The 16866-nt window shown below is 62.2% G+C and carries 14 protein-coding genes; 4 read left to right on the plus strand and 10 right to left on the minus strand.

Going from position 1 to position 16866, the window contains the following annotated elements:
- The first annotated feature begins 44 nt into the window (after positions 1-44).
- Positions 45-1973: a hybrid sensor histidine kinase/response regulator gene (locus B5P46_RS14920; protein ID WP_129419329.1), complete on the plus strand. Its 1929-nt coding sequence runs from the start codon at positions 45-47 to the stop codon at positions 1971-1973.
- Positions 1974-1990: 17 nt separating this feature from the next.
- Here B5P46_RS14920 and B5P46_RS14925 read toward each other — a convergent pair whose 3' ends face one another.
- From B5P46_RS14925 to cyoA, 5 genes are read right to left on the minus strand one after another with little or no spacing between them, the layout of a single operon-like run.
- Positions 1991-2770, minus strand: a complete 780-nt coding sequence (locus B5P46_RS14925) for an SURF1 family protein (RefSeq protein WP_129419330.1) — start codon at positions 2768-2770, stop codon at positions 1991-1993.
- Entirely contained in the window at positions 2767-3168 is a 402-nt protein-coding gene (gene cyoD, locus B5P46_RS14930; protein WP_129419331.1) for a cytochrome o ubiquinol oxidase subunit IV, read from the minus strand. Before cyoD ends, B5P46_RS14925 begins: the two co-directional genes overlap by 4 nt.
- Positions 3165-3785, minus strand: coding sequence for a cytochrome o ubiquinol oxidase subunit III (cyoC, locus tag B5P46_RS14935; protein WP_025397699.1), 621 nt, complete (start codon positions 3783-3785; stop codon positions 3165-3167). Before cyoC ends, cyoD begins: the two co-directional genes overlap by 4 nt.
- A gap of 5 nt (positions 3786-3790) precedes the next feature.
- Positions 3791-5794, minus strand: a complete 2004-nt coding sequence (gene cyoB, locus B5P46_RS14940; RefSeq protein WP_129419332.1) for a cytochrome o ubiquinol oxidase subunit I — start codon at positions 5792-5794, stop codon at positions 3791-3793.
- Between the two features lie 42 nt (positions 5795-5836).
- Complete coding sequence (gene cyoA / locus B5P46_RS14945; protein WP_129419333.1) at positions 5837-7021, minus strand: ubiquinol oxidase subunit II; 1185 nt, start codon at positions 7019-7021, stop codon at positions 5837-5839.
- 377 nt (positions 7022-7398) lie between these two features.
- Here cyoA and B5P46_RS14950 point away from each other — a divergent pair, with 377 nt between their 5' ends.
- The 3 genes from B5P46_RS14950 to B5P46_RS14960 all read left to right on the plus strand — a co-directional run bounded on the left by B5P46_RS14950 (position 7399) and on the right by B5P46_RS14960 (position 9777).
- Complete coding sequence (locus B5P46_RS14950; RefSeq protein WP_129419334.1) at positions 7399-8730, plus strand: MFS transporter; 1332 nt, start codon at positions 7399-7401, stop codon at positions 8728-8730.
- A 301-nt stretch (positions 8731-9031) separates the two neighbouring features.
- The gene (locus tag B5P46_RS14955; protein ID WP_129419335.1) at positions 9032-9490 is read left to right on the plus strand and encodes a hypothetical protein; all 459 of its coding nucleotides are present in this window, start codon (positions 9032-9034) and stop codon (positions 9488-9490) included.
- On the plus strand, positions 9487-9777 hold the full coding sequence (locus tag B5P46_RS14960; RefSeq protein ID WP_129419336.1) for a type II toxin-antitoxin system RelE/ParE family toxin: 291 nt from the start codon (positions 9487-9489) through the stop codon (positions 9775-9777). The genes B5P46_RS14955 and B5P46_RS14960 overlap by 4 nt, the downstream gene beginning before the upstream one ends.
- A 9-nt stretch (positions 9778-9786) precedes the next feature.
- Here the strand turns inward: B5P46_RS14960 and B5P46_RS14965 are convergent, their stop codons facing one another.
- The 5 genes from B5P46_RS14965 to B5P46_RS14985 all read right to left on the minus strand — a co-directional run bounded on the left by B5P46_RS14965 (position 9787) and on the right by B5P46_RS14985 (position 16861).
- Complete coding sequence (locus tag B5P46_RS14965; RefSeq protein ID WP_027687699.1) at positions 9787-10254, minus strand: cyclic nucleotide-binding domain-containing protein; 468 nt, start codon at positions 10252-10254, stop codon at positions 9787-9789.
- Between the two features lie 102 nt (positions 10255-10356).
- A complete protein-coding gene (locus B5P46_RS14970) occupies positions 10357-13071 on the minus strand; it encodes an ABC transporter ATP-binding protein (protein WP_129419337.1) in 2715 nt (904 codons plus the stop codon).
- 182 nt (positions 13072-13253) lie between these two features.
- The gene (locus B5P46_RS14975; RefSeq protein WP_129419338.1) at positions 13254-14399 is read right to left on the minus strand and encodes a glycosyltransferase family protein; all 1146 of its coding nucleotides are present in this window, start codon (positions 14397-14399) and stop codon (positions 13254-13256) included.
- Positions 14396-15643, minus strand: coding sequence for a glycosyltransferase (locus B5P46_RS14980; protein WP_129419339.1), 1248 nt, complete (start codon positions 15641-15643; stop codon positions 14396-14398). Before B5P46_RS14980 ends, B5P46_RS14975 begins: the two co-directional genes overlap by 4 nt.
- A gap of 9 nt (positions 15644-15652) precedes the next feature.
- Positions 15653-16861, minus strand: a complete 1209-nt coding sequence (locus tag B5P46_RS14985; RefSeq protein WP_129419340.1) for a glycosyltransferase family protein — start codon at positions 16859-16861, stop codon at positions 15653-15655.
- Between the last annotated feature and the right edge of the window lie 5 nt (positions 16862-16866).

A 16866-nucleotide genomic window follows, 5' to 3' on the forward strand; every position in this document is an offset into this window, starting at 1 on the left:
CGCCTGCCGCGGCGTTATAAAGCGCTGGTGACTCCGAGGGGCCGATGGAAGTATTGAATCGACATGATACGTCTCTTAACGAAGAGGGACGCTTTCGCCTTCTGGTCGATGCCATCACCGACTACGCCATCTATATGCTAAGCCCCGAAGGCATCGTAACCAGCTGGAATACCGGCGCCCAGCGCTTCAAAGGTTACAAACCTTCCGAAATTCTCGGCGAGCATTTTTCCCGTTTCTATCTGGAAGAGGACCGCGCCGCGGGAATACCGGCGCGCGCGCTCGCCACGGCGGAGGAGCACGGCCGGTTCGAGGGGGAAGGCTGGCGCCAGCGCAAGGATGGAACCCGCTTCTGGGCGCATGTGATCATCGATCCGATCCGTCGTCCCTCCGGCGAGCTCATCGGCTATGCCAAGATCACCCGTGACCTGACCGAACGCAGAGCAGCTGAACAAACGATCCGCCAGAGCGAGGAACAATTCCGCCGGCTCGTCCAGGGCGTCTCGGATTATGCGATCTACATGCTCGATCCCGACGGCAATGTCAGCAGTTGGAATTTCGGCGCAGAGCGTATCAAGGGCTATCGACCGCAAGAAATCATCGGCCGGCATTTCTCGACCTTCTATACCCCCGAGGACCGCGAAGCCGGCGTGCCGCAGACCGCGCTCGACATTGCGCGCGCCGAGGGCCGGTTCGAGAGGGAAGGCTGGCGCGTCCGCAAGGACGGCACCCGTTTTTGGGCCAGCGTCGTCATCGACGTCATTCGGGACGACGAAGGCGATGTGCTCGGTTTCGCGAAGATCACCCGCGATATCACCGAGAAGATGGAGACCCAGCGGGCACTGGAGCAGGCGCGCGAAGAGCTCTTCCAGTCGCAGAAGATGGAGGCGATCGGTCAATTGACCGGCGGTATCGCCCATGATTTCAACAATCTGCTGATGGCTGTGCTCGGCAGTCTCGAAATCCTGAAGAAGCGCATGCCGCAGGATCTCTCGCTGACATCGCTGGTCGACAACGCCATGCAGGGCGCCCAGCGGGGTGCCGCGCTGACGCAGCGCATGCTGGCCTTTTCCCGCCGGCAGGAACTGCACATGGAGCCGATCGACGTCTCCGGACTGGTCCGTGGTATGATGGATATTCTGAGCCGTTCGCTCGGCCCGCTCACCGTGATCGAGACCTCGTTCCCCGTCAGGCTGCCGACGATCATGACCGATCCGAACCAGCTGGAGATGGCAATCCTGAACCTCGTCGTCAACGCCCGCGATGCGATGCCATCCGGCGGCCGGATCGTGCTTCGCGCTTCCGAGGAATCGGTGTCGTCAGGCAAGAGCCCGCTGCCGCCTGGCCGCTATGTCCGCATCGCGGTGGTCGATGAAGGCGAGGGCATGGATGCCAAGACGCTGGAGCAGGCAATCACGCCGTTCTTCACCACCAAGGGTGTCGGCAAGGGCACCGGCCTCGGCCTGTCCATGGTGCAGGGCCTTGCGTCCCAGTCCGGTGGTCGGCTGATGATGAAGAGCAGCCTCGGCGAAGGCACGACGGTCGAATTGTGGTTCCCGGTCGCAAGTGTTGAACAGACGACCGAGGCCACCGCCGACCGACCGCGGCAGGAGGAAAACGCGACGCCCCGGCTGCGCATCGTTGCCGTCGATGATGATGGTCTAGTGCTGATGAATACGACACTGATGCTCGAGGATCTCGGCCATACCGTATTCGAGGCGATGGCGGGTTCCGAGGCGCTCGACATCCTGCACAAGCAGCAGGTCGACCTGGTGATTTGCGACCATGCCATGCCGCGCATGACGGGCGCGCAGCTCGCCCAGGCGATCCGCGACGAATGGCCTGATATGCCGATCATCCTCGCAACCGGTTACGCCGAGATCCCCGAAGGGGCCGGCATCGTCGACCTGCCGCGCCTCGGCAAGCCCTTCTCGCAGGCGCAGCTCGCGGAGGCGATCAGCCGGATCGCTTCATAAGGCTGAGCACTGCTGCATTATGCAGTGGCCCTCTCGCCGCGAAGAATGAACACCAGCAATGCCAGTACCATCGCCGCCAGCCCGTACCAGGTGATCGCGTAGACGAGATGGTTGTTCGGGAAATCGATGACAGTCAGGCCGCCGACAGGCAGGCCGCCCGGATTGGCAGCTGCATCGGCGTCGATGAAATAAGGCGCGACTGCACTGACGCCGCGCTTTTCAGCAATCGCTGCGACATCGCGCGAATACCAGCGGTCGGCTACGACGTCATTGGACTGCAGCAGCGATCCCTTCGGCTCCGTCATCCGCATCAGCCCGGTGATCCCGACCGGGCCTGAGACTTCACCCTCGCGGCGCGAGGCCGGATCGCGCCTGTCGGTCGGCACGAAGCCGCGATTGACGAGGATTGATGTACCGTCGGCAAGCGACAGCGGCGTGATCACCCAATAACCCGGACCAAGCGCGGTCGAGGCATAGACCAGCGTCTCCTTGTCGTTCGCCAGCATCCCCACCGCGGTCACCCGCCGGTATTCGTCATCGGTCGCATTGACCTTGTTCCAGTCGGCGCGTGCCGGGGCCGGCACGGGTGCCGCATGCACACGCTGGTCGACGCGGGCGATGAGGTCGCGTTTCCAGGCGAGGCGCTCAACCTGCCAGGTGCCGAGTGCCGCGAGTGCCGCGGCAAGCAGCACCAGACAGACGGCGAAGATCGCGCGTTTTACCCGATGACGCCCTCTTTCCGATTTTTCCGAGGGAGCCTGCGGGTGACGCTGCCGCCGACCCTTGGTGACCGTCACGGCATGTTCTTCATCATCTCGGGGCTCATCGGCATCATGTTGGTGTTGAGATGATGCATGACCCAGAGCGAACCGGAGAGCGCGATGGCGACGATGATGAGGGTGAAGATCAGCGCCATGATCGTCCAGCCGCCCTCGCTCCTGGTATTCATGTGCAGGAAGAAGACCATATGGACGACGATCTGGATCGCCCCGAGGCCCATCACCAGCACCGCCGTCAGCGTCGGGCTGGCGAACACGCCTGACATGACCAGCCAGAAGGGAATGGCGGTCAGGATGACGGAGAGCACGAAGCCCGTCATGTAGCTGCGGAACGTGCCATGGCCGGCCTGGTGGCCGTGGCTGTGGCCGTGATGAGCCTCGTGGGCATCCTCATGTGCAGGTGCTTGCGAACTCATCCGAGAACTCCCAACAGATAGACGAAGGAAAAGACGCCGATCCAGACGACGTCGAGGAAGTGCCAGAACATCGAAAGGCACATCAGGCGGCGGCGGTTGGCCTCGATCAACCCGTGCATCGACACCTGCACCATCAGCGTGATCAGCCAGATGATGCCGAAGGTGACGTGCAGCCCGTGCGTGCCGACCAGGGTGAAGAAGGAGGAGAGGAAGGCGCTGCGCGTCGGCCCGGCGCCTTCATGGATCAGGTGGATGAACTCGTAGAGCTCGAGCCCGATGAAAGCCGCGCCGAACAGGCCGGTCACACCAAGCCAGAACAGCGTTTCCGCCTTTGCGTTCCGCTCCATCTGCAGCATCGCGAAGCCGTAGGTGATCGAGGAGAACAGCAGCATCGAGGTGTTGAGGGCAACGATCGGCAGATCGAAGAGATCGGCGGGCGAGGGGCCGGCGGCATAATTGCGGCCGAGCACGCCGTGCGTTGCAAACAGCACCGCGAAGATCAGGCAGTCGCTCATCAGGTAGAGCCAGAAGCCGAGATTGGTGCTGTTTTCCGGATGATGGTCTTCCGTCAGGTAGAATTCAGGCTTTTCGGCCGTGTCGATGGTCTGATCGCTCATGGTCATCACACCTGCTCGGCAAGCAGCGCGGTGCGCTTGCCTTCCGTTTCGGTTACCTCTTCGGCGGGGATGTAGAAGTCGCGTCTGTAGTTGAAAGTATGGCCGATCGCGACGACGAGCATGGCGACGAAGGAGACGACGACCAGCCACCACATGTACCAGATCAGGCCGAAGGCGAGTGCGATACTGATGCCCGACAGGATCGCGCCGGTGCCGGTGTTCTTCGGCATGTGGATCGGCCGGAAGCCTTCCAGCGGACGCGCATAACCGCGGTTCTTCATGTCGTACCAGCCGTCATGATCGTGCACGACAGGCGTCAAGGCGAAGTTGTATTCCGGCGGCGGCGAGGAGGTCGACCATTCCAGCGTGCGGCCGTCCCAGGGATCACCGCTGTCGTCGCGCAATTCCTCGCGCCTCATGAAGCTGACGACGATCTGGATCAGGAAGGCGGCAATGCCAAGCGCAATCAGGCCGACGCCGAAAGCGGCGATGATGAACCAGATCTGTATCGACGGGTCCTCGAACTGGCTCATGCGGCGGGTGACACCCATCAGACCCAGCACGTAGAGCGGCATGAAGGCGAACCAGAATCCGATCTGCCAGAACCAGAAGCTCATCTTGCCCCAGAAGGGATCGAGCTTGAAACCGAACGCCTTCGGGAACCAGTAGTTCACGCCGGCGAACATGCCGAAGAGAACGCCGCCGATGATGACGTTGTGGAAGTGGGCAATGAGGAACAGCGAATTGTGCAGCACGAAGTCGGCCGGCGGCACGGCAAGCATGACGCCGGTCATACCGCCGATGACGAAGGTCACCATGAAGCCGACCGTCCACAGCATCGGCACCTCATAGCGGATGCGGCCGCGATACATGGTGAAGAGCCAGTTGAACATCTTCGCCCCCGTCGGGATCGAGATGATCATCGTGGTGATGCCGAAGAAGGAGTTGACGCTGGCGCCCGAGCCCATGGTGAAGAAATGGTGCAGCCAGACGATGTAGGACAGGATCATGATCACGCAGGTCGCGTAGACCATCGAGGCGTAGCCGAACAGGCGCTTGCCGGAGAAGGTGGCGACCACTTCCGAGAAGATGCCGAAGGCCGGCAGCACCAGGATGTAGACCTCCGGATGACCCCAGATCCAGATGAGGTTGATGTACATCATCGGATTGCCGCCGAGGTCGTTGGTAAAGAAGTTCGTTCCCGCATAACGGTCGAGCGACAGCAGCGCCAGCGTCGCCGTCAGGATCGGGAAGGAGGCGACGATCAGCACGTTGGTGCAGAGTGCCGTCCAGGTGAAGACCGGCATCTTCATGAAGGTCATGCCCGGAGCACGCATCTTGACGATGGTGGCGATCAGGTTGATGCCCGAAAGCGTCGTTCCGACGCCGGCCACCTGCAGGCCCCAGATATAATAGTCGACGCCGACGCCCGGACTATAGGCCGCGCCCGACAGTGGCGGGTAGGCGAGCCAGCCGGTCTGGGCGAATTCGCCGATGAACAGCGACAGCATGATGATGATAGCGCCGGCGGTGGTCATCCAGAAAGAGAAGTTGTTGAGGAAGGGGAAGGAGACGTCGCGCGCGCCGATCTGCAGCGGCACCACGAAGTTCATCAAACCGGTGACGAAGGGCATCGCCACGAAGAAGATCATGATGACGCCGTGGGCGGTGAAGATCTGGTCGTAGTGGTGCGGCGGCAGATAGCCCTCCGAACCGTTGAAGGCGATCGCCTGCTGGATGCGCATCAGGATCGCGTCGGAGAAGCCGCGCAACAGCATGATGACGGCCAGGATCACATACATAATGCCGATCTTCTTGTGATCGACGCTGCAGATCCAGTCCCGCCAGAGCGGGCCCCAGAACTTGAAATAGGTGATGATGCCGAGCAACGCGATGGCGCCGATGACGACGCCGATGAAGGTCACGACCAGGATCGGCTCGTGATAGGGGATGGCATCGAGGGTCAACCGGCCGAAGACGAACTTCAGGAGGTCAGGATTGGAAAACATGGAACAACCCGTTCATTATGTCTTGCGACGCAAAGCGCCAGGTTAATTGTTATTGTTGAGCTGCGCCGGCGCCGGATCGGCGCCATTGCTCATGCCGGGCATGGAGTGACCCTCATGCTGCATGTCCATTCCGGGCGTGCTAGGCATGCCGGGCATGTCGTGCTGCATGCTGTTGCCGTCGGTCCGCTCCGCAGGCTCGCTGCGTGCCGGAGCCCCTGTCGCCGGCACGGTGGCGGCGGGCGCCACGATGCCTTCGTCGGCATGACGGTCGTCGTATCGCAGCTTCTCGCGGTTCTCGGCACTTTCCTTGCCGCCGCCGCCCATCATGTCGATGTGCATCATCTCGTTCATGCACATCTTGCCCGGAGTGGCGCACATGTTGAGGATGGCGTTGTAAAGGTCGGCGTCGGCTCCGGCATAATAACGCACCGGTTCCTTCTCGCTCGGCTTCTCGAGCTTCAGATAGGCGTCGCGGTTGAGCATCGTGCCCTGCTGCTTGACCTGCGCCACCCAGGCGTCAAAGCCCTCCCGGTTGAGGCCGTGGAATTTGAAGCGCATATGCGAGAAGCCTGCGCCGCTGTAATTGGCGGAGAAGCCCTCATACTCGCCCTCTTTGTTGATGACGGCATGCAGCTTCGTCTCCATGCCGGGCATCGCATAGATCTGGCCGGCAAGGGCAGGGATGTAGAAGGAGTTCATCACCGAGGAGGCGGTGATCTTGAAATTGATCGGCATGTCGACCGGGGCAGCGAGCTCGTTGACGGTCGCAATGCCGAGTTCGGGATAGAAGAACAGCCACTTCCAGTCGAGCGCCACGACCTCGACGGTCAGAGGCTTGGTATCGGCCGGAATGGGGCGCTCCGCATCGAGGCGGTCGAGCGGGCGATAGGGATCGAGCTTATGGGTGGAAATCCAGGTCACGGCGCCGAGCGCGATGATGATCGCAAGCGGTGCTGCCCAGATCACGATTTCGAGACGGGTCGAATGGTGCCATTCCGGCGCGTAGGTGGCGGCCGTATTGGAGCGGCGGTAGCGCCAGGCGAAGTACAGCGTCAGGAAGATCACCGGTATGATGATCAGAAGCATCAGCACCGTCGAGATGACGATGAGATCGCGCTGTTGCACGGCGATGTCGCCGGAAGGCGCCATGACCACCATGTTGCATCCTGCCAGGAAAAGCAGCGGCAAGACGGATAGAAGGCGGGAAAACTTCATGAGTTTTGGCACGTCTCTAAGCTCTTGTTGTTTCGTTCGTTCCGCGACTAACGCACTGAACCTGATAGCGACATGAGGTGTTTGGTCGCAGTGCAGCAAGCATGCCGCACTGCGGCACAAATCATGTTGCACTACAGCTTTGAAATCCTGATGAAATCAAGAAGGATTCTTCGCGAGCGCATGTTTCAATCAATATATCCGCGAGAGCCGGCCACGCCAGCGTTCCCATGGGAAAATCGCGCTCGTGATCACGCTATTTTTTCCATTCACGCCTCATTTTGAGCCGCGATGATGAACTATTTAGGTCTTACGGACTTGATAAGCCTGCAGGTTTGATCAAGATCACGCTGAGGCGCCTTGGCGAAAGCGCTTCAACGAGGGAGGCGTTTATGGCTACAACATCGAATTACGGACCGTCGTCGTCGTCGCTGGAACGCGACGCGCGGCGCATTCACGACGACAAACCGGTTTCGCCGGGCAGCATCGCCATCGGCGTGGTGATCGGCCGCATGTCGGAATTCTTCGATTTCTTCGTCTATGGCCTGGCCTCGGTCCTGGTCTTTCCACAGCTGATTTTCCCCTTCGCGCCGGACAGGCTGACCGGCACGCTCTATTCCTTCGCCATCTTCTCGCTGGCCTTCCTGGCCCGCCCCGTCGGCTCCGTCGTCTTCATGACGATCGACCGGCTGTACGGCCGTGGCACCAAGCTGACCATCGCACTTTTCCTGCTCGGCGGCTCCACGGCCTCGATCGCCTTCCTGCCGGGTTACAACGAGATCGGCGTCTGGTCTATCGCGTTGCTGGCGCTTTTCCGTCTCGGCCAGGGCTTCGCGCTGGGCGGCGCCTGGGACGGCCTTGCTTCGCTGCTTGCGCTCAATGCGCCGGCCAAGCACCGCGGCTGGTATGCGATGATCCCGCAGCTCGGCGCGCCGATCGGCTTTGCGCTGGCAAGCACGCTGTTCGGTTATTTCGTCGCCAATCTTTCCAGTGAGGATTTCCTCTCATGGGGCTGGCGTTATCCCTTCTTCGTCGCCTTCGCGATCAACGTCGTGGCGCTGTTTGCGCGGTTGCGTCTCGTCATGACCAAGGAATTCGGCACGCTGCTGGAGCAGCATGAGCTGGAAGCAGCACCCATCCTCGACGTGCTGCGCGTTCACGGCCGTGACATTCTAATCGGCGCCTTCGTGCCGCTCGCGAGTTTTGCGATGTTCCACCTCGTCACCATCTTCCCGCTCGGCTGGATGAGCCTTTACGGCAACCAGCCGATCGGCGCCTTCATGGTGGTGCAGGTGATCGGCGCCGTGGTCGGCATCCTCACTATCATCGCCTCGGGCCTGATCGCCGACCGTATCGGCCGGCGGGCCCAGCTTGCCATCTGCGCCGTTATCATCGCCGTCTTCAGCTTTATCGGGCCGAGCCTGATCGCATCCGGCAACAGCGGCCATGACGCCTTCGTCATCATCGGCTTCGGCGTGCTCGGACTTTCCTTCGGCCAGGCGACGGGCTCGATCTCGTCCCGTTTCGGCCGCGGCTATCGCTATACCGGCGCTGCCTTCACCTCGGACCTCGCCTGGCTGATCGGCGCCGGTTTTGCACCACTGGTGGCGCTCGGTCTCTCCAGCCGCTTCGGCCTGCCCTTCGTCGGCTACTACCTGCTTTCCGGCGCCATCTGCACGCTGGCGGCGCTGGCCTTTAGCAGGGCGCTGGAACAGCGCGAATAGGTGGATTCGAACGGGACAGGCTGCACGCCCAGGATGCCGGCCCCTCATCCGCCTGCCGGCACCTTCTCCCCGTAAACGGGGCGAAGGGACAATGCCGCAACCTCCGTCCCCCGCCGCCCTCTCGCAGGGCACGTCCCCTCGCCCCGTTTACGGGGAGGGCTAGGGTGAGGGGCAGCTATCGGCGCGAATCGGACAGTAGCGGGAAAGCCGGCTTTGGTTTCGGCTGCGCAATTCCAATTATTGAATGCATTGCAATCTATAATTAAATGCATATCATGTTCGCGATCAGCGAGGATATGCGATGACAGCGGAAACCATCGATCATTCTACCCTTTCCCGCCTTGTCGAAGCGGGCGCGGTGAATGCCGCGCATGTCGTCGGTAAAACCGGCGGCTGGTCCGTCGTCATCCGCTACGGCAAGGCCGAGCGCCCGCTCGCCGCTCAACGCAGCCGGCAGGTGCGCGTGTTCAAGCGCATGGAGACCTTGGTTTCTTATCTCAAGGATCTCGGCATCTTGCAGTTCGATGTCGATGCGGCCGATTACGCTCCGGGGACGGCATCGCGGCCGGACCGGGCCGCAGCTCTGCGTCGGACCCATGAGGCGGCGGAATACGACAAGTGGTTCCGCGAACAGGTCGAGGAAGCGATCCGGGAGGCCGATGATCCCAGTACGGTCTGGATCCCGCACGAAGTCGTCAAGGAAGAGATGGCGCGCGAACGGGCGGAGTTGCTGGCGCGGCTTAAGGGCGAGACCAAGTGAAGCTCGTCTGGCGTGCGAAAGCTGCATCAGATCGCAAGAAAGCAATTCAGTTTATCGCCGACCAGAATGTCGCCGCCGCGATAAGCCAGCTTGATGAGATCGAGCGTCAGACCGATTTGCTCATCGATCAGCCGGAGATCGGCCGGCCCGGACGAATTGATGGAACGCGCGAACTGGTCATTTCACGCACATCTTTTATCGTGATCTATCGTGTTCGCCAGAAAATCCAACAGGTGGAAATTTTGCGCCTCGTCCACGGCGCGCAGAAATGGCCGCCCAAATCTTGATTTGAAACCTTACTGCGCCATCTGCGGCTGCTTTGCCGCGCGGGCCGCGGTCAACTCCGCGGTGGTGTGGTTTAGGCGGTCGGCCAGCACCCGCATGATTTCCACGGCCATCTCGGGGAAGTCGCTGAGCAGCTTCAGGAAGTGCTCCTTGCTGATGCGTAGCACCTCGAGCGGCGATGTGGCGCGCACCGTTGCCGTGCGCGAGACATCGCAGAGGATGGCGATTTCGCCGACGATGGAATTGGGTTCGACGTCGGCGACCTTGATCTCGCCCGCCGGCGAGGAGACGACGATATCGGCGGTACCCGAGAGGATGACATAGGCGGCATCACCGACATCGCCCTGATGAAAGAGGTTCTGCCCGGCCTTGTAGGTCATGCGGTCGGAGGTAAAGGCCAAAAGCTTGAGCTTTGCTGGCGCGATCCTTGAAAAGATCGGCACCCTTCGCAGCATTTCGACTTCGTCTCTCAACAGCATGAGCGTTTCAATCCCCTGACGCAGGGTCCGCAGGACCAGGCATCTTCAAACTCCGAGGCGTTCCCCATCGGGAACACCCACCATCGCCGCCCCTATAGAATATTACGATAACAGTTCCTTGAACATCCCGTTTTTCTCGGAAAGTTCCGGATAGTTTCCGGCTTCCGCCAATCCGCCGCGGTCGAAGAGCAGAATCCGGTCGAACATCTCCGCCAGCCGGGCATTGGAGAGCACCCAGATGATCGCCGGCCGATGGCCTTCTTCGTGCAGGCCTTCGATGATGTTGCGGGTGATCTGATCCTGAACGCGCTGGTCGAGCGCCGACAGCGGCCGATTGAAGATGAAATAGTCCGAGCGCTTCAACAGCGCGCGGGCAAGGTTCAGCTTCTGCCGCTGCACCATGGTCAGTCGCTTGCCGCCGGAGCCGACGTCGAATTCGAGGCCGATCGACAGCACGTCGTCATAAAGGTCGAGCGCATCGAAGAGTTCGCCCATGATGCCGCGGATGCGGTCGGAGGCGTCGGCCTGCTGATAGGCGATACGGCCGAAGAGCACATTGTCCATCAGGCTTGCCGACGGGGTGAAACGCTCCGCGTCGTAGCGCTCGATCAGCTCGGCGAGATCGGCCGGAATATGCTCGTGGAACTGCTTGCGGGCGCTGACGATCTTGTCCATGAGCTCGTCGGTCAGCAAGCCGAAGCGATGGCGCGGCTCGATATAGGCAAAGCTCAGCCGGATGATGGCCGAACGTTCCTCGGGCGTGGCGTCCTCGAAGCGGCGGCTCTGCAGCTTCTGCAGCAGCGCCTGGTAGGTCGGAATGTCATCCGCCGTCATGAAGGTCAGCTGCTGGAAGAAGGGATGGTCCGGCGGCAGGTCGTGGAAGAGTTCCACCGCGTTCTCGGCGATCTCGAGGCCCATGGCGTAGAGATCGGTGCTGAGGCCGGTCTCACGGAAGAGCTGCTGGAAATAGGGATGCGCGGCAAGCCTGCGGTTGGTCATCAATGGCCGCTTCATCGTGCCGAAGAGCAGGTTCTCGCCGACCGTCGCCTGGGCGTTATAGGCATCGAAATCGAAAGGCACGACGATCGTGTCGAGCCCCTCGTCGCGCAGCCGATCCCTGAGCGAGGCGCGCAGCGCGACGACGTGGCCGCCGAGCGCCACATGCACGTCGGTGTTGACGGTCGAGCGCAGCGCCAGATCGAGGATGTCCTGCGAGATCAACACGGCGTCGAGCACCGGACGGATCGCTTTCAGAATGTCCTCGGGCCCGCTGGCGCCGGCCGCCTTGTAGTCCACCCAGTCACTGTTGAGGTCGAGCGTCGGATTGCCGGCCTTCTCCGCCTCGGCGGAATGCCATTTATACTCAAGCGCTTCCCGCTCGTCGTAAACGGGATCGGTCATCGGCGCATGTTTCAGGCCGTAGAGCAGATTGCTGGCGAGCGTGCCGTGGAAGAAGAAGGTGTCGGACGAGGCATAGGAGATCCGCCGGCCGGTAATCGATTCCGGCATGTCCAGGAGATCGCGGCCGTCGATGGTGATGCGGCCGGCGTCCGGCCAGACCATGCGGCCGAGCGCTTCGGCGAAGGCTTCCGCGCCGCTGCCGTTCGGCCCGACGATCGCCACCGTCTCGTTCGGCTTGATCTCGACGGAGACGTGGTCGACGAGGCGGGCGCCGCTGTCGTCGGAGAGCGACAGGTTGGTGACGACGAATGCGCCCGTCAGCGCGCCGACCGGGGCGGTTGCGAGTTCCTGGATGCGGCTGTCGATCAGCGGCTCGACATTGAACTGCTCGTAGACCTGCTGGTACTTCACCTGCACGTCCTGGCGCATCTGGTCCCAGTCGATCAGTTCCTTCAGCGGACCGGGCAGGTCCTTGTAGGCTGATATGACGGCGACGAGCTGGCCGATGTCGAGCCGGCCCTGCAGCGCCAGGTAGCCGCCGATCGCGTAAAACAGGAAAGGCGTGACCTGGGCGAGGAAGTTGTTGATGAACTTTACCAGGAACTTCCACTGGTAAAGGTCGTAGCGGATCGAGAAGATCCGGCCGAGCCGCGAGGCGATGTCGGCGCGTTCGAGGTTGGATGTGTCGTTGCCGTGGATCGTCCCGATACCCTCGACGATTTCGCCGACGCGGCCGGAGAGCTCGCGCGCCGTCAGCTGCCGCTGGCGGCCGAGATCCAGCAGGCGCTTGCGCATGCGGGGAATGACGACCGCCTGGACGCCGACGATGCCGGCGGCGATCATGCCGAGCCAGAAATTCTGGACGATGATGAAGGCGAGCGCCGTGATCGCTTGGCCGCCGAGAAGGGCAGGGGAGACGAAGGCATCGCCGGTGAAGCCGCCCATCGGCTCCACCTCGTCCTTGATCATGGTGGCGATTTCGGCCGATTTCACCCGCTTGAAGTGAATGGGCGGAAAGCGCAGCACCCGGTCGATCAGCTCGAAACGGATACGGCGCAGCATGCGCTCGCCGAGCCGGCCCTTATAAGTGTTGATGTAGAACTTGAAGAGGCCGTTCAGCACTACCAGCGCCAGAAACACCAGGCTGAGGGCCATCAGCATCTGGAAGCGGTTGAGCTGCAACCCTTGAAAGAACTCGACATGGCCGATCAGCGGCAGGTCGTAGGCAATGTGCATGAAAGTCTGCGTTGCGCCCGGACCTTCGAAGCCGTCACCCTGGATTGGTCCGTTGACGATCTGCTTCGGCAGGTCGAAGGACAGGAAGTAGGGCACCATCGATGCGGCGACGACAGCCAGAATCCACAGCTGCTGCAGCCGCGTGTTCTTCCAGATGTAGCGGGCGAGGCTTTTTTCCATGGCTAACCGTCAGCTTGCTGGGAAATTCCGGGGGCGCGATCCGGGCGCCGGGACGGGAAGGAATTTTGAGAACAGGATCATGCAGCCGGACCGCCGATATCGCAATGAAAACAAGGCGAAGCGACCGGCTGCAAAAATGCCGATTCTCGCCGGAACATTGCTTATATCACAGGAATTTTGGATTAGGCGAGGGATTCGGCAATCATGGAGCGAATGATGAGGGCGGTTTTCTCCGCCCCGTCGAGGTCGAGCAAGACCGGCCCCCGTGGCTGTGCGGCGAGCGCCTTTTCGACCGCCTCTTTCACGTGGCCCGCCGTCAGTCCGTTTTCCGGCAGGATATCGGCGAGGCCGAGCGTCTGCAGCCGTTCGGCGCGTACCGTCTGCTCGGTTTCGCCGCCGGCGACGAAGGGGATGAGGATCGCCCGGCATTCGGTGCGCAGCAGGTCGCCGACCGTGTTGTAGCCTGCCTGCGAGATCGAGACTTTCGCACCGCGCAGTAGCGAGGGAAAATCCTTGCGGAAGCGCACCAGCGTCACATTCGGGGCCGCGTCCTCAGACAGCGCGGCGAAATCGGCCTCGGGCAGGTTCGGGCCGGCGACCAGCAGCCAGCGAAGATTGTCCGGCAGCAGCCCTGCCGCCTCTTTCGCCGCGCCGATCAGCGCGGCGCCGACCGCGCCGCCGCCCGCCGATGCGATGATGTCGAAGGTCTCGGTCGGTTCCGGCGCCGGCGGGGCTGCGACGAGGCCGGTATAACGCAGCCTGTCGGCGATCTCGGCTGTCAGCGGGAAAGTGTCCTCGAGCCTGACAAAATCGGGATCGCCATGGACGAGCACGGCGTCGAAATGATCCCTGACCAGCGTGACCGTCTCCGCGTCGCGGCCGGCCTTGCGGTTTTCCTGCAGGATATCGCGCACCGAGCTTAACAGTTTCGGCCGGGGTTCGGCCTTTTCGATCGCCTCGAGCAGCGGCAGCAATTCGAAGCGCATCTGTCGCCGGCCGAAGGGGAAGGCTTCGATAATCACGACATCGGGCCTTACTGCATGAAAGGCGTCAAGCAGCAGTTCGCGGCGGGCGTTGAGGAAATCCTCGCCCGCCGGCCGGCCATCTGCATCGGCGAGACCGGAGAAACCGGCATTGCTGGCAACGACCGCCGGCAAGGCCACGGTCTTCACACCCTCGCCGGGAAAGCCCGGCACCGGCAGCCCGCCGGTCACGACAGTGACATCAAAACCGTCCTTGACCAGAGCATTGGCGATGCGGCTGGCGCGGGCTATGTGGCCGATGCCGAGCAGGTGCTGGACGTAGAAGAAGATACGCGGTGCCGTCATAACGCCTTCTGCCATTCGGCCTCGAACAGGCCGGTGAGCTGTCTGATGCTGGAGTGATAGTCGAAATATTCGCGCACCTGGCTTTCGGCGGCGTCGCCGAGGCGCTTGCGCAGTGCTGGGTCGCGGATCGCCGCTTCCAGCGCTCCGGCCAGTAGCGCCGGGTCCTCCGGCGGCACGACGAGGCCGTTTTCACCGTTCTTCAGGAGCTCCGGCACGCCGGATACTTCGGTCGAGAGGCAGACGAGCCGCTGGCTCGAGGCCTCGACCAGGACGTTCGGCAGGCCGTCGCGGTCGCCGTTGGCGGCGATGCGGCAGGCAAGCGCGAAGAGGTCGGCGCGGCGGTAATGATCGAGCACGTCTTCCTGCGACATGGCGCCCTTCCAGACGATGCGGTCGGAGATGCCGAGTTCGGTGGCCAGTGCCTTCAGTTTCGCAAGCTCCTCGCCGCCGCCGATATGGTCCATGCGCCAGTTAAGGTCGGCAGGCAGTAGCGCCAGCGCCCGCAGCAGCACGTCGTAGCCCTTCTTCTCGACCGCGCGGCCGACGCTGAGGATGAAGGCCGGGTCGTCGGGGTCGCTGCCGGTCCGGTTCGAGCGCTCGCCGGCAAAATGGCCGAAGCGGGCAAGATCGAGACCGTGGTAACTCAAGTGCACGGCCGCCTTGCGTGACGTCAGCGTGCGCATATGGTCGTAGCCCGTCCTGGTGCAGGTAACGGTCCAGCGGGCGCTGCCGAGTTTCTCGTTCAGCTCCCAGTCGGGCGACGTCCATATGTCCTTGGCGTGCGCCGAACAGGTCCAGGGCGTGCCCGTGAGGATGCTTGCATATTCCGTCACCGAGGCCGGTGTGTGGATGAAATGGGCATGCAGCCATTCACCCTCGTCCGGCCATTCGCGCCCCAGCACCAGCGCCTGGCCGAGACGGCGGAAGCGGTTGCGGGAGAGGTCGCGCTTGAGGTCGGCGAGAAAGCGTTTCATCAGCGCCTTGAAGCCGGGTTTGGAGAAACCGGCGATGAGACCCTTCAGCACGCGGATCGGCTCCTCGTGCAGATATTCCGGCAGATAGACGACGCGCGCCCGGATCTCGTCGTGCACGGGATGGCGCTTCTTGTCGGTCGGCCGGCGCATCGAAATCAGCGTGAGGTCGAAGCCGGCCTTCTCGAGGCCGAGCAGCTCCTGGGCGATGAAGGTTTCCGAAAGGCGGGGATAGCCCTTCAGCACGACGAGGATCTTGCGGCGTGGCGGCAAGGCTTTGCTCTATTCCGCGCCGACGAGGGAAAGGTGGCTGCCGCGGCCGTCGATCCAACGGCCGACGGTCTGCGAGATGTGGTCTAGTCCTTCGAGACGCATATTGCCGCCGCTCTTCGACGGCGGCTGGCGGGAGGGCAGGCGCTTCAGCGCTTCGGCCATGATTGTGGGGTCGACCGACTGGTCCGGTAGCAGCATGTCGACGAGGCCGAGCTCGCTTGCCCGCTGGGCGCGCAGCAGCTGCTCCTCGCGCGGCTTGACGCGCGGCACGATGAGGGCCGGCTTGTCGAAGGAGAGGATCTCGCAATAGGTGTTGTAGCCGCCCATGGCGACGACGCCGGTGGCGCCGTCGATCAGCTCTTCCATGTGGTTATCGAACTCGATCACCTCGATATAGGGGATCGCTTCTCCCTTCTGCACCAGCTTGGCCCGCTCGGCGGCCGGCATATAAGGGCCGAGCACGACGAGCGCCTTCTGCGTCAGCGTCGGGTCGGCCTCGTAGGCGTTCATGACGTCGTGGACGAGATCGGAGCCGTCGCCGCCGCCGCCTGTCGTGACGAGGATGTAATTATCCTTGCGGGCGTTGATCGAGGTCTTGCCCCTGGAGACGCTGCGCTGCAGGAAGCCGACGAAATCCATCTTCCGGCGCAGGCTTTGCGGCACGTCGAGGCCGATCAGCGGATCGTAGAAATCCGGCGGACCGTAGACCCAGACGCTGTCGTAATACTGGTCGATCTTCTGCATGATGCTGTTCTTCTTCCACTCGGCTTCGAGCAGATGCGGCGCATCCATGATCTCGCGAAGCCCCAGCACCAGAACGGTGCCGCGGGCCTTGAGATAGGCGAGCGTATCCTCGACCTCGCCCTTCAGCCCCATCGGTTCCTTGTCGACGATGAAGATATCGGGCTGGAAGGTCTCGGCCGTGTGGCGGATGCTCGATTCGCGCATCTTCAGCGTCTCGTGCAGGTCGATATGGCTGGCGAGAGAGGTATATTCGCCGTTGCGGAGCTTGATGACGCTCGGGATCTTCACGAAGTCGACACGGGCGCGGTAGTCGAAGGCGCCGGCGATTGTGGCACCCGAAATGATCAGAATATTGAGGCCGCGATAATCCTCGACCAGCGCATGGGCGATGGCGCGACAGCGGCGCAGATGGCCGAGACCGAAAGTATCGTGGCTGTACATGAGGATGCGCGCATCTTCGAGACGTCTGGACATGGGCA

It is taken from the genome of Rhizobium leguminosarum (assembly GCF_004123835.1).
GTDB classification, from domain to species: domain Bacteria; phylum Pseudomonadota; class Alphaproteobacteria; order Rhizobiales; family Rhizobiaceae; genus Rhizobium; species Rhizobium leguminosarum_M.

Excerpts from the sequence above, each read along its gene's own strand:
- B5P46_RS14955 (WP_129419335.1), top strand. The coding sequence starts at position 9,032 with ATGACAGCGGAAACCATCGATCATTCTACCCTTTCCCGCCTTGTCGAA.
- cyoC (WP_025397699.1), bottom strand. The coding sequence starts at position 3,785 with ATGAGCGATCAGACCATCGACACGGCCGAAAAGCCTGAATTCTACCTG.
- B5P46_RS14970 (WP_129419337.1), bottom strand. The coding sequence starts at position 13,071 with ATGGAAAAAAGCCTCGCCCGCTACATCTGGAAGAACACGCGGCTGCAG.
- B5P46_RS14985 (WP_129419340.1), bottom strand. The coding sequence starts at position 16,861 with ATGTCCAGACGTCTCGAAGATGCGCGCATCCTCATGTACAGCCACGAT.
- B5P46_RS14975 (WP_129419338.1), bottom strand. The coding sequence starts at position 14,399 with ATGACGGCACCGCGTATCTTCTTCTACGTCCAGCACCTGCTCGGCATC.
- B5P46_RS14920 (WP_129419329.1), top strand. The coding sequence starts at position 45 with ATGGAAGTATTGAATCGACATGATACGTCTCTTAACGAAGAGGGACGC.
- B5P46_RS14965 (WP_027687699.1), bottom strand. The coding sequence starts at position 10,254 with ATGCTGTTGAGAGACGAAGTCGAAATGCTGCGAAGGGTGCCGATCTTT.
- cyoB (WP_129419332.1), bottom strand. The coding sequence starts at position 5,794 with ATGTTTTCCAATCCTGACCTCCTGAAGTTCGTCTTCGGCCGGTTGACC.
- cyoD (WP_129419331.1), bottom strand. The coding sequence starts at position 3,168 with ATGAGTTCGCAAGCACCTGCACATGAGGATGCCCACGAGGCTCATCAC.
- B5P46_RS14950 (WP_129419334.1), top strand. The coding sequence starts at position 7,399 with ATGGCTACAACATCGAATTACGGACCGTCGTCGTCGTCGCTGGAACGC.